The organism is Ideonella flava (assembly GCF_051857595.1).
Taxonomy (GTDB): Bacteria; Pseudomonadota; Gammaproteobacteria; order Burkholderiales; family Burkholderiaceae_C; genus Ideonella.
Map to the genome: position 1 here is coordinate 61,983 of NZ_JBPZHD010000004.1, position 24,384 is coordinate 86,366.

19 protein-coding genes are annotated in these 24,384 nt (G+C 70.9%); 10 read left to right on the forward strand and 9 right to left on the reverse strand.

The genetic code is table 11. The annotated features are described in order from the left end of the window. Positions 1-49: 49 nt before the first annotated feature. From ACS5PM_RS09415 to ACS5PM_RS09440, 6 genes are all read right to left on the reverse strand, one after another. On the reverse strand, positions 50-1,912 hold the full coding sequence (locus ACS5PM_RS09415; RefSeq protein ID WP_439387349.1) for a phosphoenolpyruvate carboxykinase (GTP): 1,863 nt from the start codon (positions 1,910-1,912) through the stop codon (positions 50-52). Positions 1,913-2,213: 301 nt separating this feature from the next. Beyond that, the gene (locus ACS5PM_RS09420; protein WP_439387350.1) at positions 2,214-3,257 is read right to left on the reverse strand and encodes a hypothetical protein; all 1,044 of its coding nucleotides are present in this window, start codon (positions 3,255-3,257) and stop codon (positions 2,214-2,216) included. 10 nt (positions 3,258-3,267) lie between these two features. Then, complete coding sequence (locus tag ACS5PM_RS09425) at positions 3,268-4,623, reverse strand: hypothetical protein (protein ID WP_439387351.1); 1,356 nt, start codon at positions 4,621-4,623, stop codon at positions 3,268-3,270. Positions 4,624-4,629: 6 nt separating this feature from the next. Beyond that, positions 4,630-6,345 carry a molecular chaperone HscC gene (locus tag ACS5PM_RS09430; RefSeq protein ID WP_439387352.1) on the reverse strand — a complete coding sequence of 572 codons (1,716 nt, stop codon included), beginning with the start codon at positions 6,343-6,345 and terminating at the stop codon, positions 4,630-4,632. Between the two features lie 19 nt (positions 6,346-6,364). After that, a complete protein-coding gene (locus tag ACS5PM_RS09435) occupies positions 6,365-7,408 on the reverse strand; it encodes a trypsin-like peptidase domain-containing protein (RefSeq protein WP_439387353.1) in 1,044 nt (347 codons plus the stop codon). Between the two features lie 139 nt (positions 7,409-7,547). Beyond that, a complete protein-coding gene (locus ACS5PM_RS09440; RefSeq protein ID WP_439387354.1) occupies positions 7,548-10,124 on the reverse strand; it encodes a S8 family peptidase in 2,577 nt (858 codons plus the stop codon). A gap of 249 nt (positions 10,125-10,373) precedes the next feature. Here ACS5PM_RS09440 and ACS5PM_RS09445 point away from each other — a divergent pair, with 249 nt between their 5' ends. Together ACS5PM_RS09445 and ACS5PM_RS09450 are read left to right on the forward strand one after the other, a co-directional pair. Beyond that, a complete protein-coding gene (locus ACS5PM_RS09445; protein WP_439387355.1) occupies positions 10,374-10,955 on the forward strand; it encodes an MOSC domain-containing protein in 582 nt (193 codons plus the stop codon). A 139-nt stretch (positions 10,956-11,094) separates the two neighbouring features. Further along, positions 11,095-12,039: a CysB family HTH-type transcriptional regulator gene (locus ACS5PM_RS09450; protein WP_439387356.1), complete on the forward strand. Its 945-nt coding sequence runs from the start codon at positions 11,095-11,097 to the stop codon at positions 12,037-12,039. 21 nt (positions 12,040-12,060) lie between these two features. Here the strand turns inward: ACS5PM_RS09450 and ACS5PM_RS09455 are convergent, their stop codons facing one another. After that, the gene (locus tag ACS5PM_RS09455) at positions 12,061-13,515 is read right to left on the reverse strand and encodes an FAD/NAD(P)-binding protein (RefSeq protein WP_439387357.1); all 1,455 of its coding nucleotides are present in this window, start codon (positions 13,513-13,515) and stop codon (positions 12,061-12,063) included. A gap of 162 nt (positions 13,516-13,677) precedes the next feature. Here ACS5PM_RS09455 and ACS5PM_RS09460 point away from each other — a divergent pair, with 162 nt between their 5' ends. Continuing rightward, positions 13,678-14,826, forward strand: a complete 1,149-nt coding sequence (locus ACS5PM_RS09460; protein ID WP_439387358.1) for a sigma-54 interaction domain-containing protein — start codon at positions 13,678-13,680, stop codon at positions 14,824-14,826. On the opposite strand, the gene ACS5PM_RS09465 is transcribed toward ACS5PM_RS09460, so the two are convergent. Next, positions 14,823-16,379 (reverse strand): methyl-accepting chemotaxis protein, encoded by a 1,557-nt coding sequence (locus tag ACS5PM_RS09465; RefSeq protein ID WP_439387359.1) that lies wholly within the window; start codon positions 16,377-16,379, stop codon positions 14,823-14,825. The two genes, ACS5PM_RS09460 and ACS5PM_RS09465, sit on opposite strands and share 4 nt — an antisense overlap. A 331-nt stretch (positions 16,380-16,710) precedes the next feature. Here ACS5PM_RS09465 and ACS5PM_RS09470 point away from each other — a divergent pair, with 331 nt between their 5' ends. The 7 genes from ACS5PM_RS09470 to ACS5PM_RS09500 are packed head-to-tail and all read left to right on the forward strand — an operon-like array spanning position 16,711 to position 23,679. Further along, positions 16,711-17,520, forward strand: coding sequence for a GntR family transcriptional regulator (locus tag ACS5PM_RS09470; protein WP_439387360.1), 810 nt, complete (start codon positions 16,711-16,713; stop codon positions 17,518-17,520). Then, positions 17,517-19,265 (forward strand): fumarate reductase/succinate dehydrogenase flavoprotein subunit, encoded by a 1,749-nt coding sequence (locus ACS5PM_RS09475; protein ID WP_439387361.1) that lies wholly within the window; start codon positions 17,517-17,519, stop codon positions 19,263-19,265. Before ACS5PM_RS09470 ends, ACS5PM_RS09475 begins: the two co-directional genes overlap by 4 nt. Beyond that, on the forward strand, positions 19,262-19,495 hold the full coding sequence (locus ACS5PM_RS09480; RefSeq protein WP_439387362.1) for a 4Fe-4S dicluster domain-containing protein: 234 nt from the start codon (positions 19,262-19,264) through the stop codon (positions 19,493-19,495). Before ACS5PM_RS09475 ends, ACS5PM_RS09480 begins: the two co-directional genes overlap by 4 nt. Positions 19,496-19,511: 16 nt before the next feature. Then, positions 19,512-20,936 (forward strand): ABC transporter substrate-binding protein, encoded by a 1,425-nt coding sequence (locus ACS5PM_RS09485; protein WP_439387363.1) that lies wholly within the window; start codon positions 19,512-19,514, stop codon positions 20,934-20,936. 57 nt (positions 20,937-20,993) lie between these two features. Continuing rightward, positions 20,994-21,854, forward strand: coding sequence for an ABC transporter permease (locus ACS5PM_RS09490; RefSeq protein ID WP_439387771.1), 861 nt, complete (start codon positions 20,994-20,996; stop codon positions 21,852-21,854). Next, a complete protein-coding gene (locus ACS5PM_RS09495; protein ID WP_439387364.1) occupies positions 21,851-22,660 on the forward strand; it encodes an ABC transporter ATP-binding protein in 810 nt (269 codons plus the stop codon). The genes ACS5PM_RS09490 and ACS5PM_RS09495 overlap by 4 nt, the downstream gene beginning before the upstream one ends. Then, complete coding sequence (locus ACS5PM_RS09500) at positions 22,657-23,679, forward strand: HEAT repeat domain-containing protein (protein WP_439387365.1); 1,023 nt, start codon at positions 22,657-22,659, stop codon at positions 23,677-23,679. The genes ACS5PM_RS09495 and ACS5PM_RS09500 overlap by 4 nt, the downstream gene beginning before the upstream one ends. Here ACS5PM_RS09500 and ACS5PM_RS09505 read toward each other — a convergent pair. Beyond that, entirely contained in the window at positions 23,666-24,367 is a 702-nt protein-coding gene (locus ACS5PM_RS09505; RefSeq protein WP_439387366.1) for an MBL fold metallo-hydrolase, read from the reverse strand. The genes ACS5PM_RS09500 and ACS5PM_RS09505 overlap by 14 nt on opposite strands. Between the last annotated feature and the right edge of the window lie 17 nt (positions 24,368-24,384).

Genomic DNA, 24,384 nt, shown 5'->3' on the forward strand with positions numbered 1-24,384 from the left:
GCGAAAGGGCCACCTCGCGGTGGCCCTTTTCATTGGGAGCGGCGGGCGCTCAGCCGGCCAGGTGAGCCTCCATGCGGCCCTTCGTGTCCTTGAGAGCCTGCGGCAGGTGATAGGCCAGCTGGTCGAACAGCTGCTGGTGCAGCTTCAGCTCCTCGCGCCAGGCATCCGGCGCGGCGTCGATGATGGTGGCGAACTGCTCGCGGCTGAAGTCCAGGCCCGACCACTCGAGGTCTTCGTAGCGCGGGCTGATGCCGAAGAAGTGCTCTTCGCCGCCGGCCTGGCCCTCGAGGCGCTGGATCATCCACTGCAGCACGCGCATGTTGTCCCCGTAGCCGGGCCAGACGAACTTGCCGTCGGCGCCCTTGCGGAACCAGTTGACGCAGTAGATCTTCGGCAGCGTGCGGCCGCTGGCTTCGAGGCGCTGCTCCATGTCCAGCCAGTGCTGGAAGTAGTCGCTCATGTTGTAGCCGCAGAAGGGCAGCATGGCGAACGGGTCGCGCCGCACCACGCCCTGGGCGCCGGCGGCGGCGGCCGTGGTCTCGGAGCCCATGGTGGCGGCCATGTAGACGCCTTCCATCCAGTTGCGCGCCTCGGTGACCAGCGGCACGGTCGTGGAGCGGCGGCCGCCGAAGATGAAGGCATCGATCGGCACGCCGGCAGCGTCGTCCCAGGCCTCGTCGAGCGCCGGGTTGTTGGTGGCGGCCACCGTGAAGCGCGAGTTCGGGTGCGCGGCCTTGCGGCCGGTCTCCTTGGCGATCTCCGGCGTCCAGTCCTGGCCCTGCCAGTCGATGCAGTGCGCGGGCGCCTCGCCCATGCCCTCCCACCAGACGTCGCCGTCATCGGTGAGCGCCACGTTCGTGAAGATCACGTCGCGGCCCAGGCTGGCCATGCAGTTCGGGTTGGTGTGGCTGTTGGTGCCCGGAGCCACGCCGAAATAGCCGGCTTCGGGGTTGATGGCGTACATGCGCCCGTCGGCATGCGGCTTGATCCAGGCGATGTCGTCGCCGATGGTGGTGACCTTCCAGCCATTCAGGGCCGCCGGCGGGATCAGCATCGCGAAGTTGGTCTTGCCGCAGGCGCTGGGGAAGGCGGCGGCGACGTGGTACTTCTTGCCGGCCGGCGAGGTGACGCCGAGGATGAGCATGTGCTCGGCGAGCCAGCCCTGGTCGCGCCCCATGGTGGAGGCGATGCGCAGGGCGAAGCACTTCTTGCCCAGCAGCGCATTGCCGCCATAGCCCGAGCCGTAGCTCCAGATTTCGCGCGTCTCGGGGTAGTGGACGATGTACTTGGTCTGGTTGCAGGGCCAGGCGACGTCCTTCTGGCCGGGCTCCAGCGGCGCGCCCACGGTGTGGACGCAGGGCACGAACTGGCCGTCGGTGCCCAGCAGCTCGATCACCTGGCGCCCCATGCGGGTCATGATCCGCATGTTCACCGCCACGTACGGGCTGTCGGACAGCTCCACGCCGATGTGGGCGATGGGCGAGCCCAGCGGACCCATCGAGAACGGCACCACGTAAAGCGTGCGGCCGCGCATCGAACCCTTGAACAGGGGCTTGTCCCCCGTCTGCAGCAGGGCGCGCATCTCGGCCGGGTCCATCCAGTTGTTGGTCGGGCCCGCCTCCTCCTTCTTCTGCGAGCAGATGAAGGTGCGGTCCTCGACGCGCGCCACGTCCGAAGGGTCGGACCAGGCCAGGTAGCTGCCCGGGCGCTTGACCGGGTCGAGCTTCTTGAAGGTGCCGGCTTCGACCAGCTGCTGGCACAGGCGGTCGTACTCTTGCTTGGAACCGTCGCACCAGTAGACCTCGGCGGCCTCGGTCAGGGCGGCGATCTCGCTCACCCAGGCGATGAGGCGAGCGTTCTTGACATAGGCAGGCGCGTTCAGGCGCAGCCCCTCCATGGTGGGACGGTTCACGGGCAGATCTCCAGAGTTCAAAGACAAATCGAGAAGCGGAATTGGGCGAACCTCGCCGCGACCGATGGCGGTGCAGCGGGGCTCGCCCAATGCCGTGGGGCCCGACAGGTGGCGCACGGAGGGAAGCTGCTGGAGTTACGGCAGGTTTCGCGCCTGACCGCCCTGGAAAGCCGCCTTCTCACTGGGACGTCACCCGTCACCCCAGTGTAATTGGGGTGTAACCAGGCCCTCTTGCACGTTTATGCAAATCCGGAATGGACTGATGCGCAGCAAGATGCGATGAGAAATGCGGAGTCAGCGCTCACGCGCGACATTCCACACGAACGGCGGCACGACCCACTCGCTGCATGGCCGCTGGTGAGCCCGGCGCTGCAGGCTTTTCGCCGGAGGGCCAGTCGACCCCGAAGAATTCGAGCACCTGGCGCACGGCACGCGGCGTCACGGCCTCGCCACGGGGCTCTTCGGCCGGGGCGTCGACGTCCAGCATCAGCAGCTCGATCAGGCCGGCCGAGGTATCGACCACCAGCCCTTCGGTCATCGCCACGGGTTGCGCGGGCGAGGGCCATCCCCAGGACCAACGCACCGGCACGAGCTCGAGCGCGGCCTCGCCCGAGCCGTGCGAGACGAAGCCCAGCAGCAGCACGGTGTCGCCGACAGGAGGCGGCCCGTCGGTGGGCAGCAGACGCTCGTAGGGCCCACCGGCTACCCGCAGCGCCGCGAGGCCCGCCATCGGTCCTCGGTTGAGCAGCACGGCTTCACGACGCCGCCCGGCGGCCACGACGCTCACCCGAGGGCATCCGCGGACCGCCCGGTCGGCCACCAGGATCAGCCCCTCGGCGTCCACGATGACGCCGATCGACGTGCTTCGCGGCGCAGTGGTCGCGAGCGACTCCTCCGGTCGATCCGGCGCAGAAGCCGCTGAAACCGCGCCGTACGACGGCTCGGGAGGCCCCGGACGACAGACCACGTCCAGCTCTTCGGCCTGGCGCGAGCCTTCGTACACCGGGCGGGGTTGCGGCGTGGGGCTTGGACTCTCGAGCGCGCGCGAAGTCGAGATGTGGATGCTGCCCAGCTCCGCCCGGGTGCGCCGGGCGCAGTCGACCACCACGTCGGTCACCTGGGCGCCGACGTAGTAGTCGCCCTGGCTGTAGGAGCGGACGCGGTAGCGCCACGCCTCACCGTAGGGCCGCAGCGAGCCCAGGTCGATCTCGTAGCGGTCCGTGTGGGTGCTCCCGGCGTCGACAAAGACCGGCGCCGCCTGAGCCGCGCAGGCCAGTCCGGCCAGGCCCAGGCAGGCGCCGAGCAGCCGGCCGATCAGCCAGGCCATCGCCTTTTCGCTGCTCACCGCTGCGGCCCTATGGCGCCGCGCCGCCGGCCCGGACGGGCTCGCTGAGCGTGACGCTGTCCTGCGCCGCCTGCCGCGCCTCTTGCAGGGCCTTCTGCAACGCAGCCTCGGCCTCCTTCTGGCGTCTGGAGAGGTCGGCAGGCGCCGGCGGCGGTACCGGGGCAGGCGCCGGCTTGGCCGCGGGCTGCACCGCGACGCGGGCGACCTTGGGCGAGCTGGCGGATCGAGGCGCTTCCCAGGGCGGCGCCTGGCGTCCCTCCGGGGCTGTCTCGCCGGGCAGGGCGAAATCCGGCACCGCCCGGGTCGAGGACGATGGCAGGCGTGTTTCGTAGGTCGGCGGCTGCCAGTCCCGCGCCGGGCGGCTGTGAGACTCGCTGCCGAGCCCGCTCACCACGCGGATCACCGCGAACAGCAGCAGGCCGACCCACCAGAACGACGCCCCGCCCGAGGACGACCGCTTCGGCGGCGCCGAACCGACCGACTCACGCAGGTCCGTCCCCGGCGGCGGCTGGGTGCGCATGCTCGCCGGCAGTTGATCGAACGACTCGCTCCAGCGCGACGCATGCGCACGCGGCGTGATGATCGGCAGCCAGTGCGGATAGCGCTGGGCCAGCTGGCGCAGCCGCGGCATGTCCTCGGCCAGACGCGCCGGCGGCGGCGCGGCATCGCGGCGAAGGCGCTGGATGAGCTGCCTCTGCGCTTCGAACTCGCCCGCCGGCTGGCGGAAAAAGATCAGGCGCTCGTCGATCGCGGCGTTGAGGATGGCGCCGACGCGACCGAACACCGCCAGCTGGCGCCTCTCGGTGTCCCAGTGGAAGGTGGTGCAGGCCGGTCCCAGCAGGAACTCGTGCCCCGGCTGCCAGCCCTCCACCAGCCGGCAGGCCACGCGCCATTCGAAGAAGGCACGCGCCTCGAGATTGATCAGGCGCTCGTCGGCCAGCGCCTGGTCGAGCGCCGCCTGCGCTTCGTCCTCGGACTTGAAGGGCTGGTCCATGCGGGCGACGAAGCCGGCAAACACCGCCTCGCCGATCGACTCCGGACCCTGGACCGGGGCCGGCGGCGGCTCCTGCGGCCGGACGGATTCCGCCGGCCCGGTGTCCGCCGGGACGTCTTGCATCACCGGCTGCTCGCCCGCGTCGGTCACCGTCTCTTCAGGCGGCTGCGACTCGCCACTGTCGGCCTGCTGGCGCTGCCAGGCGGCCCAGCGCAAGGCCATCTCGTAGGCCTCGCGCAGCGACTGGAAGGCCTGGGGATCGGCCGCCTGGTCGATGCGCTTCAGGCGCTGCGCATAGGCGCGGCGGATGGCGCGCTCGTCGGCTTCGAGGCCGAGGCCGAGCGCCGTGAGGCATTCGGGGATGTGCTCCATCGCGGGTCAGCGCGGCGCGCCGTCGAGCATGGTGTGGCGCTCGAGCTGGTCGAGCATCGACTCGAACTCGCGCCGCCCGGGGGCGATGGCGCGGTCGTCCTGCGTGGCCAGGAGGCGCTCGAAGCGAAGAATCTGGGCTCCGAGCCATTCGCGCTGCTCGCCACGGCATTGCTCGTACAGGCGCTCGGCGCGCGCCAGCTGGGTGCGGTTGTCCATGCGGTCGCGCGGGTGGATCTTCAGCTCGGCCAGGGACTGGAGCTTCTCGGCGATCTGCGCCTCCGTCAGCAGGCCCGGATTGCCCTCGATCACCAGGGTCTCGCGCGCTTGAGTCTTCTGCACCATGGCCTCGACCTCCAGCAGGCCGTTGACGTCGTAGGTGAAGCGCACGTCGACCGCGCACTCCGAGATCGGCAGGCGCGGCAGCGCGATCGACAGGGTGCCCAGGTGGATGTTGTCGCGCACCATGCGGGCCTCGCCCTGGTAGATCTGCAGCTCGATCTCGCTTTGCCGGTCCTGCATCGGCACGTAGGTCTTCACGCGGCTGATGGGCACCGGGCTGTTGCGTTCGATGAGCGGGTCGAAATGGCCGCTGGAGACGGCCTGCTCGTCCAGCCGCACGCTCACGCCGACACCCAGCGAGTACGGCGCGACGTCGGTCATCACCACCTCGTCCAAAGCCGCGTCCCTGGCCTTCAGGCCGGCCTGAACGGCGGCGCCGAGCGCCACCACCTCGTCGGGGTTGAGGTCGACCGCCGGGAAGCGGCCGAACATGGTGGTGACGAGCTTGCGCACCAGCGGCATGCGGGTGGCGCCGCCGGCCAGCACGATGTTGTCGAGCTGGCTGCTGCGCAGGTTGGCGTCGCGCAGCGCGCGCTCGACCGGCGCGCGCAGGCGCTTGAGCAACGGCGCGCAGGCCTGCTCCAGCAGCGCTTCGTCGATCTCGAGCACCTGCTCTTCGTCGCCCACGTGCACGCGCATGGTCGCCCCCGCCTGCACGCTGAGCGTGCGCTTCGCGCCCTCGGCCGCGGCGGCCAGGCGCTGCATGAAGCCGGCGTCCTTGCGCAGCCGATCGGGCAGGTTCCGGCGCTGCATGAACTGCTCGACCAGGGCCTGCACGAAGTCCTCGCCGCCCAGGAAGTTGTCGCCGGCCGATGCCCGCACCTCCATCACGCCCTCGAACAGCTCGAGGATGGACACGTCGAAGGTGCCGCCGCCCAGATCGAAGACCAGGAAGCGCGTCTCGGCGCCGCGGTGGTGCATGCCGTAGGCCAGCGCCGCGGCGGTGGGCTCGTTGAGCAGGCGCTCGACCTTCAGGCCGGCCATCTGCCCGGCAGCGCGCGTGGCCTTGCGCTGCGCATCCGAGAAATAGGCCGGCACGGTGATCACCGCCTCGGTCACCGGCTCGCCCAGCAGCGCCTCGGCATCGGCCTTGAGCGACTTGAGGATCAGCGCCGAGAGCTCCTCGGGCCGGAACTCGCGCCGGCCCAGGCGCAGCGTCTTCTGGCTGCCCATGTAGCGCTTGAACAGCGCGGCCGACAGCTCGGGATGGGTCTGCAGGCGCTCGCGCGCGGCGCGGCCCACGAGCACGCTGCCGTCACCGTCCAGGCTGACACAGGACGGCGTCAGCACTTCGCCCAGGGCGTTGGGCACCAGCTCCGCGCGCCCTTCGCGCCACACGGCGGCCAGGCTGTTGGTGGTCCCCAGGTCGATGCCGATGATCATGCAATGCCTTTTGTCGATTTCAGTTCGTGTAGCAGGCCACCAGCACGGTGGCCGGGACCGCGCGCCTGAGCACGTCGGTCTTGGCCGGCAGCGCCTGCGCCGCCGGGGCGGGCCACGGCACGCCGTGGTAGTCGAGCAGCCGGCGAAGCGACTCGACACGGGCGACGCTGCCCTTCAGTTCACCGGGGCTGCCGCCGGCCTGGGCCTGCATCACGCCGGCCACCAGGCCGCGCTCGTCGAGCACGACGCCGACGGCCATGCTGGCGGCGGCCGAGACGGTGATCCACGGCTTGCCGTCGGGCTTGTCCGCCGGCTCCCCGCCCGAGACATAGGCCGCGGCCACGCGGGGCTGCGAGGTGGCCGTCGCATCGGCGGCGAAGCCCAGCAGCGTCAGCGGACTGCCCTTGGGCGGCGGATCGGCTCGCGGCAGCAGCGCGGGATACGGGCCGCCGTCGATCTTCAGCACGGCATAGCCAGCACCGGTCGAAACCCCGTCGGCCAGCACCGCCGTGTGGTGGGCGCCGAGCGCGGTGACATCCACGCGCCCGCAGTCGCGCACCGCTTCGGCCGGCGCCAGCACCCAGCCCTCGGCCGAGACGACGAGGCCGGTGGTCGTCGCCCGCAGCTTCGGGCGGCCGGCAGGTGCCAGGGGCGGAGGCGGCGCAGGCATCGAAGATGCGGCCGTCGGTGCAGTGGCCGCGCCGGCCAGGCCGCACACCAGGTCCATCTCCTCGGCCTGTTGCGTGCCGTCGAACACGGTCTTCATGCGCGGCGAGTCCACCACCTTGGTGTGGCGCTGGCCGCCGAACAGCGCGGTGTTGGACAGGTCCATGCGGGTGCGCGCAGCGCAATCCACGGCGATGTGGCCTTCGTAGCCGTAGTCGCTGCCGGGGATGAGCGAGCGGGACCTGACGTCGAAGTAGATCCACGGCCCCTCCTTGCGGATCGAGTTCGCGTCGACCTCGTGGAGCTGCTGGGTCGCCGTGCCGGCGTAGCGATAGCTCGGCTCGGCTTGAGCCGCCCCGGTCAGCGCCAGGGTCAGCAGCAGCGTGCGCACGATCACGAACCTCTCCCTCCGATCTTTTAGCCCTCGATTGTCTCGTGGCGAGTGCCGCGCGCCCAGCGAACAAAGTCGCGCTGGGCGGGCAAAGAAAAGCCCCTGCCGGGGGCGGCAGGGGCTCGTGGCGGCCGCAGCGCGGGGCTTACGGACGCTGGAGGGTCACCACCGGCGAACTCCAGGTCTCCCAGTCGGCGGCGTTGTCGGGGTTGCCGAGCGCCTTGAGCACCGACAGCTTGACCACGTACTGGCCGTTCGGCACCGGCGTCGTGTGGCCGCCCTTGGTGAAGGTCGTGCCGTCCCAGGTCCAGGTGAAGAAGCCGGTCGAGGTGGCGCTGCGCGGCAGGTAGTTGTCCAGGCTCACGTAGTGCATGGGCTTGCCGCTCACCGCATCGAAGGCCTCCAGCTTGAGCTGGCGCGACTGGTGATCCAGGTGGACCAGGAAGTACGGGATGTCGTTGCCCGCCATCGTGTAGCTCGCGCCGCCCGGCTGGTTGGTGTAGTTGGTGCCGTCGAACTTGGCCAGCCAGGGGAAGCCGTTGGCCGTCGGCACCAGCACCTGGATCGCCTGGTAGTCGCCCTTCAGGCCGGCGTAGGGCACGCGGATGGCCTTGCCGTCGGCCTGCGAGGTCGCGACCACGTAGCCGTCGTAGATGCCCTTGTCGGCCAAGGTGGCCGGCGCGGTCACCGTGACATCGACCGTCGCGCTGCCCTTGGCGGGCACCGTGACGCTGGCGGCGCTGAAGTCGACCGTGGCAAAGGTGTCGAAGGCCGAAACGCTGAACTCGTTCGGGCCCGTCGCCAGCGCGGGGGCGTGGCTCAGGTCGTAGGTGACCGGGCTGCTGCCCTTGTTGGTGAAGGTCAGCGTGCGGGTCACCGGGCCGTTCTGGCTTTCGCCCAGGGCCAGCTCGCCCGGCTGCACCAGCGTGGTCGCCTGCACCGCGCCGACGAGGTCGAGCATGCCGGCGCCCTGGCGATGCACCTCGTCGAGGTAGCCCAGGCCCGGGCTGCCTTGCCACATCGCCGGGTCGGCCGAGTTCTGCAGCCGGTCACGCATGTCCTTGGCCTTGAGCTTCGGATCGGCCTGCAGCAGCAGCGCAGCGCCGCCGGCGGTGTGCGGGGAGGCCATCGAAGTGCCCGACAGCGTGGCGTAGCCGCCCAGCTCCAGCGGATAGGTCGAATAGATCAGGCCGCCGGGGGCGCCGATGTTGGGCTTGATGCTCAGGTCCGCGGCCAGGCCGTAGGAGCTGAAGCTCGAGATGAGCCCGCCGGTGAGGTTCGGGAAGGTGCCCAGGTCGGGCGTCCAGGTCATCGTGACCGCGCCGGACGCCAGGCGCGAGTCGATCAGCGCGCCCTCGGTGTCGGAGACGCTGACCACCGGGATGGTGATGGCCGGCACGCCGACGACGGTCGGGCTGATGCGTCCCGGCACGTTGTTGTAGAGCACGACGCCCGCGGCACCGGCCACCTGCGCATTGAAGGCCTTGACGTAGAAAGTGCAGCCGCCACGGCGGATCAGGGCCACCGTGCCGCTCAGGCTGCCGGCGGGCAGCGGGCTGCAGGCGTCGGTGGTGGAGGCCACCGTGCCGGTGCGCGACATCGGCTGCGAGCCCGACAGCGGCGCACTGGGCGCCCCCGTGGCCTGCTGCCAGCCGATGGCCGTGTTGTCCTCGGAGACAGTGAACTCGTTGAGCTTGACGTGGGTGTTGTCGAACGACGCGACGCCGATCACCTTCTTGCCCACACCCGGCGCGCCGGCCGCGTACAGGCCGCTGGTGCCGCTGTTCCCGATCGAGGCGACCATCACCACGCCGGCCTTGACGAGGCGGTCCGCCGCCTTGGCCGTCGGGTACTCCGGCCACTGGAAGGACGAGCCGATGGACTGGTTGACGACCTGCATGCCGTCGGCCAGCGCGCGCTCCATGGCGGCCATCATCACGTCGGCTTCGGTCGAGCCTTCGCAGCCGAAGACGCGGTAGGCGCCGAAGGTGACGTTCGGCGCGACGCCGCCGGCGTTGGCGCCGATGATCCCGGCGACGTGCGTGCCGTGACCGGCGCAGTCGTCAGGGTTGGCGTCGGGGTGGGGGACGGGGTCGTAGTTCGGGCTCGCCGGATCCGCGTTGTAGGCGTCGCCGACGAAGTCGTAGCCGTACTGCACTCGCGAAGACGGGAAGGCCGTGCTGCCCGGGCTGCCGTTGCCGCCCAGCAGAGGGTGGTCGTAGTCGACGCCGGTGTCGATCACGCCGACCTTGACGCCGGCGCCGTTGTAGCCCATGGCCTGCACCTGGTCGGCGCCGGTCAATTGCAGCGCGATGTCGAGATCGCTCGCGCCGGCCGGCTTCTCACCCTTGATCGGCCTGGGCGCCTGGATGATCTCGACCGGGTACATCGCCTTCACGCCCGGCAGGCGGGCGATCTTGGCGCGCATGGCCGGGCCGGCTTCGATCGACACGCCGTTGAACAGCACGTCGAAGGCGCGGCGCTCCTTGAAGGACAGGCCGGCAGCCTTGGCGGCGGCGCGAAAGGCGGCCTTCTCGCCGCGGACCTTTTCGAGCGACGTGCCCTCGATGGTCGGCAGGCTGTTGAACTCCACGAACCAGTGGCGGGTCTGCTCGGCGGCCTTGGCCGGCACGCTTTGAGTGGCGGCCTGTGCGCCACCGGTTCCCAACGACAAAAAGGCGGCTGCGGCCGCGCTGGCCAGCAGCGTCTGACGGATCTGCATCAACTCCAACTCCTCGGTTGCATGGCGCCGGCTGGTGGCCGCGCGCCCACGGTGAACCCCAAAAAAACCGCGGCTCATGGCCGCGACTGTCCGCGCGCCATGCCGGCAACCGGCAGCAGGCGCAGCGGATCGCTCCATGTTGGACACGGCGGGTGACAGCGTCGACCCCGCAAGCCCTGGGGTGTGAGGTTTGTTGAGGATTGGGCCCACGGCCTCGCCTGGCCTTCGCGCACCGCAAAATGCCGGCGCATGCACATCGTCAGCGTCAACACCGCGCGCGCCACGCCGCGCCTCATCAATGACCGGGAGGTCCTCACCGGCATCGGCAAGCAGCCGAGACGGGGCCCGGTGGCGGTGAGCCGCATGGGACTCGAGGGCGACGAGCAGGCCGACCTGTCGGTGCACGGCGGGCCGTCGAAGGCCGTGTACGCCTATCCGCTGGCGCACTACCCCTTCTGGCGCACCGTGCGCGCCCAGGCGCGGCTGGACGCCTGGGATGCGCCGCTGCTGCCGCCGGGCGCGATGGGCGAGAACCTGACGCTGGAAGGCCTGACCGAGCGCGAGATGTGGATAGGCGACCGGCTGGTCTTCGAGCACGGTGCGGTCCTCGCGGTCAGCGAGCCGCGCTTTCCGTGCTTCAAGTTCAACGCGGTGATGGGCTTCGCCAAGGCCGCCAAGCTGATGGTCGAATCGGGCTACTGCGGCGCCTACCTCGGGGTGATCGAGGCCGGCACGCTGCAGGCCGGCGAATCGTTCACCGTGCAGCCCGGCCCGCGCGACGTCAACGTGGTCGACCTCTTCCGCTCGCGCACGGCAGGCAAGCGGTTCTAGCTAGCGCCCGCAGCGGCGCGGTGCTCGCCGTTATGCGCAGCGAGCGCATGCTGCGTCGGTTTCCTTCGTTCGGTGCGCGGCGGCCGCTTCGCAGAATGCCCGCCAGCGCCGGCCACGGCGCGTCAGCGAAGGACGAGGCGTGAACCTGCAACAACTGCGTTCGGTGCGAGAGACCGCGCGCCAGCACTACAACCTGACCGACGTCGCCCAGGCGCTGCACACGACGCAGCCCGGCGTGAGCCGCCAGATCCGCGAGCTGGAAGACGAGCTCGGCATCACCTTGTTCCGCCGCGTGGGCAAGCGGCTGGTGGGCCTGACGGCACCCGGCGAGCGGGTGCTGCCCATCGTCGAACGGCTGTTGCAGTCGACCGAGCAGCTGCGCCGCGTAGGCATCGATTACGCCAGCGAGCGCGGCGGCCTGCTCACGGTGGCGTCCACCCATTCACAGTCGCGTTATGCGCTGCCTCCGGCCGTGCGCGACTTCCGCATCCACCATCCCGACGTGCAGCTGCAGCTGCGCCAGGGCTCGCCCGAGCAGGTGGCCCGCTGGCTGCTGGACGGCGAGGCGGACATCGGCATCGCCACCGAGGCGCTGGCCCGCCATTCAGCCCTCGCCACGCTGCCCTGTTATCGCTGGACCCACCTCGTGCTCGTTCCGCCGGGCCATCCACTGGAGCAGCCGGTCGGAACGCCGCTCACCCTGCAGCAGCTGGCCGCCTATCCCCTGGTGAGCTACGAGGCCGGCTTCACCGGCCGGTCGCAGATCGATGCGGCCTTCGCGGCGGCCGGCCTCGTGCCGCACTACGCCCTCGTGGCCATGGATGCCGACGTCATCAAGACCTACGTCTCGCTGGGCCTGGGCGTCGGCATCGTGGCCGCTGTGGCCTACCAGGCGGAACGCGACGCGCCGCTGGTGGCGCTGGACGCGCGTCATCTGTTCGCCGCCAATGTCACCCGCGTGGCCCTCAGGCGCCAGTCGCTGCTGCGCGAGGTGGACTATGACTTCATCCGGACTTTCGCGCCGCCGCTGACGCGCGAGGTGGTGCAGGCCGCCCTGCGGGCAGAGGCCAGCGCCGCCGGCTGATCCGCCTGGGCCGGGTCGGGTTCAGGCGCTGACTGCAAGGCCCTGCAGGAGCTCCTCGGCAATGGCCTGCGCATGCACGCGCAGCTCCGGGATGGCCACCGCCTCCCAGTGCTGGGCCTTCAGCATCGGACCCACGTAGTACAGGCCCGCCTGCGGCCTGCCCTCGGCGTCGAGCAGACGATGCTGACCATCGACCGCCAGGCCCAGGCCCAGCGGGTCCACGCACAGCCTGCCGTGCGCCTGCATCGCCGCCAGCAGCGTGCCGGGAACGGTGCGAGCGGCATGGCCCACACGGGCCGACGGCCCGGTGCAGTTCACGATGGCCGCCACCCGGCGGTGCTCCAGCGGCCCGTCGCTTCCACGCGGTGCCCAGCTGACCTCGAAGCCGCTGCGCTCGCCCAGGGGCAAGACGGACCGCACGCGCCCTGCCCTGACCTCGGCCTGCCCGGCCTGCAGGGCCGCTCGAAGGCGGCAATGGATGCCCGGCGCCAGGCGATGACGGTGGGTGTCCCACCAGGGCTGCAGGTGGCGCAGGAACTGGCGGCGTTCGCGCACCGGCAGGCGCTGCCAGAGCGCGGGCGTGTCCGGTCGCAGGCTGGCCATCACGTCGCGCCAGTCGCCACCGGTCTCGGCCGCCTCGTCGGCCCAACGGCGCACCACACGCAGCATCTGCCGCAGGGAATGCGCGCCGCTCAGTGCCTGGCCCGCCGGCCCGGCGGGTCGCGGCTGGGCTTCGAGGCTGCGGTGCGGCTGCGGCAACAGGCCGCGCCGCGACAGCATCGTCAGGCGGCCCGCATGGCCGCGGTCCTGCAACCAGGTCAGCATGTCGATGGCGCTCAGGCCGCTGCCGAGCAGCAGCACGTCACCGTCCTCCGGCAGCGCCGCGAGGGCCGATTCGTCCCAGGGCTGGTCGATCAGGCCGGGCGAGCCCCAGGGCGGCGCGCCGGGCAGGCGAGGCGACTCGGGGGCCAGGTGGCCGAGGGCGAGGACGACGCGATCCGCTTCCAGCGCCTGCCCATCGTCCAGGCGGACGAGGTGAACACCAGGCGCCGGGCCGGGGCCCACGTCCACCGCGCCGGCGCGCACCATCCGAACCTGTACGCCACGTGTCAGCGCAGCCTTCTCGGCTTCGGCGAGGGTGTGCGCGAGATAGTCGCCCAGCAACAGGCGCGGAACGAAGTCCCCCGCGCCGCAGCTGCCGTACTGGCCCCGCAACCACTCGACGAAGCCGGCCTCGTGGCCGGTCTCGATGCCCAGCCGGCCCGCGGGCACGTTGAGCCAGTGGCTGGCGCAGCGGGTGCCGTAGGCCAGCCCGCGGCCGCGCCGCGCCGCCGGATCGATGAGCCACAGCGTCGCGCCGGCCGGAAGCTCGCGCAGGAGGTGCAGCGCCACCGCGGCACCGCTGAAGCCGAGGCCGACGACGGCGATGCGTGGCGCATCGGCGCCGGGGGACACGGGCGTTGAAAAAGCGTGCATGACGCGATGCTGGCGAGGTGGGCGTCGTCCTCGAACTGATATTTGCTCATGAGCATATGCATATGCCTCGTGAATCTGAAGGCGCTGTTATGACCGTCCATTCCAAGCTCAGCCGGTTTGATTCGTTCGCCGCGCCCGCCGGCCCTGGAAGACTGCCGCCCTGTGTCGTCCTCCCGCGTGCTGACCCTGCCGTCGCCGTCGGCCTCTCCCTTGTCGGTTCGGGCCAAGGCGCTGTTGTTCGAAGACCCGCTGTCGCTGCAGCTGCTGCACGAGGTGGAGCGGCTGGCGCGCAGCGACGCCACCGTGCTGGTGGTCGGCGAGACGGGCACGGGCAAGGAACTGATCGCCCGCCACCTCCACGCCATCAGCCAGCGCAGCGGCCCGTTCGTGGCGGTCAACTGCGGCGCCCTGCCCGAGAGCCTCATCGACGCCGAGCTGTTCGGCCACGAGGCCGGCGCCTTCACCGGTGCACCGGGTGCCCGGCCGGGCTGGTTCGAGGCAGCCGACGGCGGCACCCTCTTCCTCGACGAGATCGGCGACCTGCCGACCGCTCAGCAGGTCAAGCTGCTGCGGGTGCTGCAGGAGCGCCAGGTCGTGAGGCTGGGCGCGCGCAAGCCCATCGCGCTCGACCTGCGGCTGGTGGCCGCCACCAACATCGACCTGCATCAGGCGGTGGCTGCGAAGCACTTCCGCGCCGACCTGTACTACCGCCTCAGCGTCGCCCCGGTGAGCCTGCCGCCTCTGCGCCGGCGGATCGGCGACATCCTGCCCCTGGCGCAGCACTTCGTGCGCCTGTTCGCTCGCAAGCTGGGCGGTGTCGAGGCCGAGATCGACCCGGCCGCGCAGCGCGCGCTGCTGGACTATCCCTGGCCCGGCAACATCCGCGAGCTGGAGAACGTGGTCCACCACGCGCTGATCGTCTGCCAGGACGGCGTGATCCGCACACGAGACCTGCGGCTGGTGAACCTCACGGCGGCACCGCCGTCCTTCGAGTCCCCGCTGGCGGCCGCCCATGTTGTCGCTTCGCAGCAGTCGGCCGCCACGCCGATGGAGCGCGCCTCCAGCTTGTTTGCCGAGCTCTTGCGCGATCCACCGGCCCATCTGCACGCCCAGCTCGAAGCCACCCTGCTACGCGCTGCGTACGCTCATCATGGCCACAACCAGGTGGTGACGGCGCGGGCCCTGGGCCTGAGCCGCCACACCTTGCGGACCTTGCTGCGCCGCCATGGGCTGCTGGCGGGATCGCAGGCCGAAGACGAGCCGGAAGCCGCCGAGCAGCCTGTAGCAAGCTGCGCGGATCTCCAGAGCTAGGCGACGCGAAAGCGCGCCACCAGCGCCGACAGCCTCTCGGCCTGCTCCTGCAGACTGCCCGAAGCCGCCGCGGCCTGCTCGACCATCGCCGCGTTCTGCTGCGTGACCTCGTCCAGGTGCGCGACCGCGTCGTGCATCTCGCCCACGCCCCGGCTCTGCTCGTGCGTCGAGCTCGAGATCTGGCCGATGAGGGTGTTGACCGCCCCCACCTCGCGCAGGATCTCGTTCATGGTCTGTCCTGCCTGGCCGACCTGCCGCGTGCCCTCGTCGACCCGCTCGACACTGCGCAGGATGAGGCCGCGGATCTCGCGCGCCGCCTCGCCGCTGCGTTGCGCGAGCGCACGCACCTCGCCCGCGACGACGGCGAAGCCGCGCCCCTGCTCGCCGGCCCGCGCCGCCTCGACCGCGGCGTTGAGCGCCAGGATATTGGTCTGGAAGGCGATGCCGTCGATCACGCCGATGATGTCGGCGATCTGGCGCGAGGCGCCGGCGATGTCGCCCATGGTCGACACCACCTGGTCCATCGCCGCGCTGCCGCTGGCCACGCTGCCCGCCGCGCGTTCGGCCAGCGCGCTCGCCCGCTGGGCTGCCTCGGCGTTGCCGCGCAGGGCAGCGTTGAGTTCGTCCATGGCCGCCGCGGTCTGCTCCAGGCTGCCGGCCTGGCGCTCGGTGCGCACGCTCAGGTCGCCATTGCCGGCCGCGATCTGCGTCGCGCCGAGGGCGATCTGTTCGCCGGCTCCGCGCACCGCGCCCACCATCTGGCCCAGGCTCTCATTCATGTCGCGCAGCGCCGCCAGCAGCTCGGCCGTCTCGTCGCGGCCGCGCACGGCGATCCGGGCCCGCAGGTCGCCCGCGGCCACGGTTCGCGCCACATCGACCGCCTGCGCCAGCGGCCGGGTGATGGAGCGGGTGGTGAACCAGGCCAGCACCAGTCCGGCCGCGGCCGCCAGCGCGGCCAGCGCCAGCATCACCACGCTCGCCCGGGCCGCGCTGCGCCGCACTTCGTCCGTCGAGGCTTCGACGTCCTGGCGCTCGGCGTCGATCAGGGCATCCAAGGCCTTGAAGTAGGCCGCCTGCAACGGCCGCAGCTCGCCCAGCAGCGTGTCTCGCGCCGCGTCACGGTCGTTGGCCAGCGCCTGCTCGATCGCCTTGTCCAGGGCTTGGCGGTACGGCTCGCGCGCCGCCACGAAGGCCTGGTACAGCGGCTGCGTCGCGGTGCCCGCCAGCGCATCGTGCAACTGCTGCGCCAACTCGTTGTTGCGCTTGCGCGCGGTCTCTACGCGGGTGCGCTCTTCGCGGATCGCCTTGAGGCTGCCATCGCCGGCCAGCAGCGCGATGTTGCGCACGCCGCGCGCCACGAGGTTGAGGTTGTCCTTGACCTCGCCCAGCCACAGCACGTGCACCAGGCTCTGCTCGGTCACGCGGCCGAGCGTCGCATCCACGGCGCGCAGATGCCACACGGCATAGGCCGCCACGCCGGCACACACAAGGATCAACAGGCCGAAACACGCGGCCAGGCGCGGCCCGATGCGGGCCAGGGCTGGGATATTCATGGGTTCACACCTCGCTGATGGGTTCGTCTGGGCGTCTTGGCGCCTCGGCTCCACTGTCGCGGCGAGACCCATCGGCAGATCCGCGGAGCACCTGCGCTTTGGCGCGCCAGATCGACGGGCGGCGAACCACCGTTGTCGCGAATCCGACAGTGCCGGGGAGCCCGCGCGCTGCCGCGTTTCGCCCAGCTCCGCCGGTCTCGGGACAGCTTCACAGGCATCGCTGTCCCATTCGCGGCAGCCGGCCCGCGGAAAGGGCGGGTTTTCGCATGGCACAGGGGTTGCGAAGCATGGTCATCACCAGTCCTGACAGTCCTCGCGGGCTGCCGCTTCGATGACCCTGCTGACCGACTCAGCCAACGACGACTCGCCCTCCGCTCGCGGCGCCGGTACGCTCGGCGCCTCGGCGCGCGACAACCCGGTGCCGCTGCACACCCAGATCCGCGAGGACCTGCGCAGCCAGATCACTCGCGGTGTCTTCGCGCCCCGGCAGCGGCTCGATTCCGAGTCCCAGCTGATGCAGCGTTATGGCGTCTCGCGCATCACCGTGCGCCAGGCGCTGCAGACGCTGGAGCAGCAGGGCCTGATCGTCAAGGTGGCGGGCAAGGGCTCCTTCGTGGCGCCCGAAAGGCCCAGCCAGGACCTGACTCGGCTGCAGGGCCTGGCCGAGGCGATGGCGCCGCAGGGACACGAGATCCGCAATCGCGTGCTCGCTGTGCGGCACGAAAGCGCCGATGCCACGATCGCGCAGCGACTGGGCCTCGCACTCGGCGAGCGTGTCGTGTACCTGCGCCGGGTGCGCCTGGTCGACGGCGTGCCGCTTTCGCTGGACCTCACCTGGCTGCCTGCCGCACAAGGCGAACTCATCGCCCGCGGCGACCTGGTGCGCCGCGACGTCTTCGTCATGCTCGAGCAGGACCTCGGCATCACGCTAGGCCATGCGGACCTGTCGATCGATGCCGTGGCCGCCGAAGCGGAGGTCGCCGACGAGCTCGGTGTCGGGCCGGGTGAAGCGCTGCTTCGCATAGAGCGACTCACCCACACCGCGTCCGGCCGCCCCATCGACTGGGAAACCTTGTACTGCCGCGCCGACCGCTACCGCTGGCGCCTGCGGCTGAACCGACACCTGAAGGGAATGGCATGAACATCGTCGAACGCATCGTCGACGTGCTGGTCATCGGCGGCGGCACTGCCGGCCCGATGGCCGCCATCAAGGCCAAGCAGGCCCACCCGGCCCTCGAGGTGCTGCTGCTGGACAAGGCCAACGTCAAGCGCAGCGGCGCCATCTCGATGGGCATGGACGGCCTGAACAACGCCGTCATCCCCGGCCACGCCACGCCCGAGCAGTACGTGCGGGAGATCACCGCCGCCAACGACGGCATCGTCAACCAGGCGACGCTGCTGGCCTATGCGAAGAACAGCTTCCCGATGATCGAGGAGCTGGACCGCTGGGGCGTGCGCTTCGAGAAGGACGAAACCGGCGACTACGCCGTTCGCAAGGTCCACCACATGGGCACCTACGTGCTGCCGATGCCGCAGGGCCACGACGTGAAGAAGGTGCTGTACCGGCAGCTGAAGCGCACCCGCGTCGAGATCACCCACCGCCTCGTCGCCACGCGGCTGATCGTGGGAGACAACGGCGCCATCGCCGGCACCTTCGCCTTCGACTGCCGCACCGGCGAGTTCCACGTCGTGCGCGCCAAAGCCGTCGTGCTGGCCACCGGTGCCGCCGGCCGCCTGGGCTTGCCCGCCTCGGGCTACCTCTTCGGCACTTACGAGAACCCCACCAACGCCGGCGACGGCCACGCGATGGCCCTGCACGCCGGGGCCGAGCTGTCGAACATCGAGTGCTTCCAGATCAACCCGCTGATCAAGGATTACAACGGCCCGGCCTGCGCCTACGTCACCGGCCCCTTCGGCGGCTACACCACCAACGCCCAGGGCCAGCGCTTCATCGAGAGCGACTACTGGAGCGGCCAGATGATGTGGGAGTTCTGGCAGGAGCTGCAGGGCGGCAAGGGCCCGGTCTTCCTCAAGCTCGACCACCTGGCCGAGGAAACCATCTCGACCATAGAGCACATCCTGCACACCAACGAGCGGCCCAGCCGCGGCCGCTTCCACGCCGGCCGCGGCACCGACTACCGGCACGACATGGTCGAGATGCACATCTCCGAGATAGGCCTGTGCAGCGGCCATTCGGCTTCGGGCGTGTGGGTGGACGAGCATGCGCGCACCAGCGTGCCCGGGCTGCATGCGGCGGGCGACCTGGCGGCCGTGCCGCACAACTACATGCTCGGCGCCTTCGTCTACGGCCAGTTCGCCGGCGAGAGCGCGGCCGCGTGGTGCGCGAGCCACTCGCTGCCCGAGGTGCCCGCCGATCAGCTGCAGCGCGAACTCGCGCGCGTGTCGGCGCCGCTGCAGCGCGGCGAGGGCCTGCCGCCGGGCCAGGTCGAATACAAGCTGCGCCGCCTGGTCAACGACTACCTGCAGCCGCCCAAGATCACGCGGCGCATGGAGATCGGCCTCGCGCGCTTCGAGACGATCCGCGACGACCTGGCGCAGCTCTCGGCCCGCGACCCGCACGAGCTGATGCGGGCGATGGAGGTGCACGCCATCCGCGACTGTGCCGAGATGGCGGCGCGGGCGTCGCTGTTCCGCACCGAGAGCCGCTGGGGGCTTTACCACGCCCGGGTCGATTACCCCGAACGTGACGACGCCAACTGGTTCGTCCACGCCCAGCTGATCAAGGACGACCCGTCGAATCCCGAGGTCGGGTGGCGCTCGTTCAAGCGCCCGGTCGAGCCCTACGTGGTGCCCATGGACGACCCGCAGCGCCGGGCGTACCAGCAGCTTCGCATCTCGTCTCCCACCCCCGAGGCCGTTGCATGACCATTGCCTTCACCCCCACCCGATTGCCCGTCATCGTCGACGCCGACAAGTGCATCGCGGACAAGGGCTGCACCGTCTGCATAGACGTCTGCCCGCTCGACGTGCTGGCGGTCAACCCGGTCACCCGCAAGGCGGAGATGAAGTACGACGAGTGCTGGTACTGCCTGCCCTGCGAGAAGGACTGCCCGACCGGGGCCGTCCACGTCGACATTCCCTACCTTCTGCGTTGAACTGACACGCCATTTCATGAAGCGCATCACCTTCCTCCGCGGCTTGGCCGCCCTGCCCCTGGCCGGCGCCGCCTCCGCCTTCGCCGCCGAGACCACCATCCGCGTCGCGATCGGCACCCAGGACACGACCATCAACTGCGCGACCGGCGGCCTGCTGATCCGCGAACTCGGCCTGCTCGAGAAGTACCTGCCGCGCGATGGCAAGTACAAGGACGTGGAGTACAACATCGTCTGGAAGAACTTCAGCTCCGGCGCGCCGCTGACCAACGAGATGCTGGCCGACAAGCTGGACATGGGCTCCATGGCCGACTTCCCCGGCTCGGCCAACATCGCGGCCTTCCAGAAGGCCGGCAAGAAGAGCGTGTTCATCAGCGTGCTGTCCGGCAGCACCCTGGGCTCGGGCAACGGCATCGTCGTGCCCAGGGACTCGGCCATCACCTCGCTGGCGGAGCTCAAGGGCCGCACGATCAGCGTGCCCTTCGCTTCCACGGCCCACGGCATGCTGCTGCGCGCCGTCAAGTCGCAGGGCTGGGACCCCGAGAAGGACGTGACCATCATCGCCCAGCCGCCCGAGGTGGCCGGGCCGGCACTGCAGGCGAACAAGATCGAGGCGCACGCCGACTTCGTGCCCTTCGCCGAGCTCTTCCCCTACCGCGGCGTGGCCCGCAAGATCTACGACGGCGCGCAGGCCGGCACGCCCACCTACCACGGCAGTCTGGTCAACACCGCCTACGCGCAGAAGTATCCGGAGATCGTCACCGCCTTCCTGCGCGCGGCGATCGAGGCCGAGCGGCTGATGAGCGCCGAGCCGGAGAAGTACAGCGAGCTGATCGAGAAGGTGACCGGCGTCGAAGCGCCGGTGAACTACCTCTTCCACGGCCCGCTGGGGCTGCAGTCGCGCGACTTCGCCTTCCGCCCCGCGTACCGCCAGGCGCTGCAGACCTCGCTCGACACGCTGAAGCTGCTGCGCCGCCACGAGACCGACATCGCCGCCGAGGGCGTGATCGACGAGCGCTACATCCGCGCCGCGTACCAGCAGGCCGGGCTGAACTACGAAGCGCAGCTCAAGGGCGCGCCTTCGCACCCGGCGCCCAGGCTGGTCGATGCGGGCAGCGGCAAGCCGATTGCCGACACGCGCCGGCTGGCCGGCTTCTGGCTGCAGGGCGAGGCCAAGGTTCGGCACTACGCCGGGATCGAGGCGGCCGTGGCCGAGCTCAGGAAGCAGGAGGCGGCCGGCAAGACGGCGCGCGCCGTCTACGTGCACGACCTGATCCACGGCATCAAGCTGCTGGCACCGCTCGCCTACTACGCCAGCGACGCCGCGGGCCAGCTCAGCGCCTTCCTGCAGAAGGACGCCGCCACCGCCTACGCCGCGGCCAACAAGGGTCGCTTCTACGACTACGCGGCCTTGCGCAACTCAGCGCTCGTGGCCATCCGCTAGCGACCCTGCCCGGAGGCACCCATGAGCCCCCCCGACACCGTCGATGCCGCAGCGCTGATGGCGCCCCCCCGCTCCGTTCCGCTCGGCGGTCACGCAGGGGGTGCGGTCGCAGCGCCGCGTGCCCCGTCTCGCGAAGTGCGCAAGGCGAATCCCGCCTGGTCTGCGCTCGTGTCCATCGCCTTGTGCCTCGTGCTGTGGCATGTGGCCGCTGCCGAGAAATGGCATCTGGGCGTGGTCACCTTCGAGAACGTGCCCACGCCGATCGAAGTGGCCCACGCCGCCGGCGAGCTGATGCATTCGCCCAAGCTCGTGCGGCACCTTTCCAGCAGCCTGCAGCGCATCGGCTGGGGCTTCGGGCTCGCGGCGCTCATCGGCGTGGGCCTGGGCCTGGTGATAGGCCGCTCGGCCTGGGCACGCCACACGCTGCTGCCGCCGCTGGAGGTGCTGCGGCCCATCCCGGCCGTCGCCTGGATCCCGCTCGCGGTGCTGATGTTCCCGTCGTCCGAAGGCAGCATGGTGTTCATCACCGGCGTCGGTGCGCTGTTCCCCATCCTGCTGGCCACCATCCACGGTGTCGAGGGCGTGGATGCGCGCCTGCTGGCTTCGGCCCGCAGCCTCGGCTGCCGCGGCTGGCGCCTGTTCGCCGAGGTGGTGCTGCCCGCCGCGGCGCCGAGCATCGTCACCGGCCTGGCGATCGGCATGGGCACCTGCTGGTTCTGCCTCGTCAGCGCCGAGATGATCTCGGGCCAGTTCGGCATCGGCTACTACACCTGGGAGTCGTACACGGTGCAGAACTACGCCAACATCATCGTCGGCATGCTGCTGATCGGCGTGCTGGGCATGGGCAGCAGTGCGCTGCTGCGGGCCGCCGGCCGCCGCGCGATGCCGTGGCACCGGCCGCTGAAGGAGCGGCGATGAGCGGCTCGCTGGCAGGCCGGCTGGTGGCGGAGCGCCTGACGCTGCGTGTGGGCGAAGGCGAACAGCAGACCGAGGCGGTGCGAGAGCTGTCGCTGCGCATCGAGCCGGGCGAGTTCGTGTGCCTGCTCGGGCCTTCGGGCTGCGGCAAGTCGACCCTGCTCGCCGCGCTGGCCGGTCACCTGACGCCCGCCGCGGGCACGCTGATGCTGGACGGCGCGCCCATCACCGGGCCCGACCCACGCCGCGGCCTGGTGTTCCAGCAGCCCACGCTGTTCCCGTGGAAGAGCGTGCTGGGCAACGTCGCCTTCGGCTTGAAGATGCAGGGCCTCGACCGCGCCGGCCGCGAGGCCGCCGCCCACGCCATGCTGGCGCAGGTCGGACTGCAGGGCTTCGACAGGCGCTTCCCCTTCGAGTTGTCGGGCGGCATGCAGCAGCGCGCCGAGCTCGCTCGCGTGCTGCTCAACGACCCGCGGGTGCTGCTGATGGACGAGCCCTTCGGCGCGCTCGATGCCCTCACCCGGGCCCGCATGCAGGCTCTGCTGCTCGAGCTCTGGGCGCGCCAGCGCGCGACCACCGTCTTCGTCACCCACGACGTCGACGAGGCGCTGTACCTGGCCGACCGGATCGTCGTGATGGGCACGCGACCCGGCCGCATCGTGTCCGAGGTTCCGGTCGAGCTGCCCCGGCCCCGTCCGCCGGAGATCGCCACCGAGCCGGCCTTCAACGCGCTGAAGCGCCATTGCCTGTGCATGCTGTCCTCGCCCCAGCCCGGCGCCACCGACCCTTTCGAACTTGCCCGCCCATGACGACCCCGGAAATCCTGGCCCGCCCCCTGCCCGACCCCGACGGCTTTCTCGACAACGCGGTGCTGGCCCACCACGCCCGGCGCAGTGCCGGCGACCCGGACGCGGAGGTGCGGCGGCTGTCGCTGCTCGCCCTGGCCGAGGCCGAGGAGCCGGCCGCCCTGCCCTGGCTGACGCGCGGCCTCGACGACGTGGAAAGCGAGGTCCGCCGCGCGGCCGCCGAGGCCTTGTCCGGCTGGGCCGATGCCGAAGCCGTGGCCGGCCTGTGCCGCACGCTTCGAGATGCCGATGCCGGTGTGCGCGAAGCGGCGGCCATCAGCCTGGCCGCGCTGCAGGAGGCGGCCCTGGCCCCCGTGCTCCTGCCGTCGGCGGCCGATCCCGACGCCTTCGTTCGAGCCTCCGCCCTGCGCGCCCTGCGCGAGCTGCGTTGGCCCGGTGCCGCCGCCGCGGCCGAAACCGCGCTGGCCGATCCGGATGCGCGCGTGCGTCGCGAGGCGGTCGGCGTGCTGGCCTGGCTCAAGCACCGGCCTGCGCTGGTGAGCATCGCCGAGCTGGTGGCGGCCGACACTTCGGCCGAGGTGCGGCGCGCCGCGGCCGGAGCGCTGGGCGCCGCCGAATCGGCCAGCGAACGCGCCTGGGCGGCGACGGCGCTGGAACGCGCGCTGCGGGATGCCGATTGGAATGTGCGCGAGGAGGTCGCCACCGTGCTCGGCAAGCTGGCGGTGGCCTCGTCGGGCGAGGCGCTCATCGCCTCGCTGGCCGACACGCACTGGCAGGTGCGCCTGCGCGCCGCCCGCTCGCTCGGCAAGCTCGCCGCCCGCCCCGCCGTGCCCGCTCTTTGCGAAGCCCTGGAACATCCCGCGGCCAACCTGCGCAAGGAGGCGGCCCTGGCACTGGGCAGCATCGGCGATGCCGCGGCGGCCCAGGCGCTGGGCCGCGCGCGGCGCGATGCGGATCCTGAAGTGCGAAAGGCGGCGGCGCTGGCCTTGGCGCAGCTGGCCTCGAGCGCTAGCCCTGGATGATCGCGCCGGCCTGCTTGTTCGCCGGCACCGCGATGTCGATGAGCTTGGGCCTCGGCAGGTTCAGCGCCCCCATCAGCACGACGAACTCCTCCCGCGTCTTGCCGGCCAGGCGCGGGTTGGTCTCGCGTTCTTCGGCGATGCAGGACACGCGGCGGCCGCGGTAGTCGTGACCGGGATAGACGAGCGTCTCGCCGGGCAGGGTGAACAGGCGCTGCGTGATGGCGTCGTAGAGCTGGCCCGGGTCGCCGCCCTGGAAGTCGGTGCGGCCGCAGCCGCCGATCAGCAGCGCGTCGCCGGTGAAGATCCTGTCGCGCCAGAGGAAGCTCATGCTGCCCGGCGTGTGGCCGGGCGTGGCGATGACCTCCAGGTGCTCGTCGCCGAAGACCAGCCGCTCGCCGTCGATCAGCGGGTATTCGTAGCCGTCGGCTTCGCAGGCCAGGCCCACGCCTATCGTCGGCTGCGCACCCGGCGGCAGCGCCTGCTTCAACTTCGACACCGAGGTGACGTGGTCGGCGTGGACGTGGGTGTCGAGCAGCCACCGCGGCGCCAGGCGCAACTCGCCCAGCAGGGCCAGGTCACGCTCGCGCTGCTCCATCACCGGATCGATCAGCACCGCTTCGCGGCTGCGGTCGCAGGCCAGCAGGTAGGTGTAGGTCGAGGAAACAGGGTCGAAGAGTTGGCGGAACATCGTTCGCTTCGGGATCC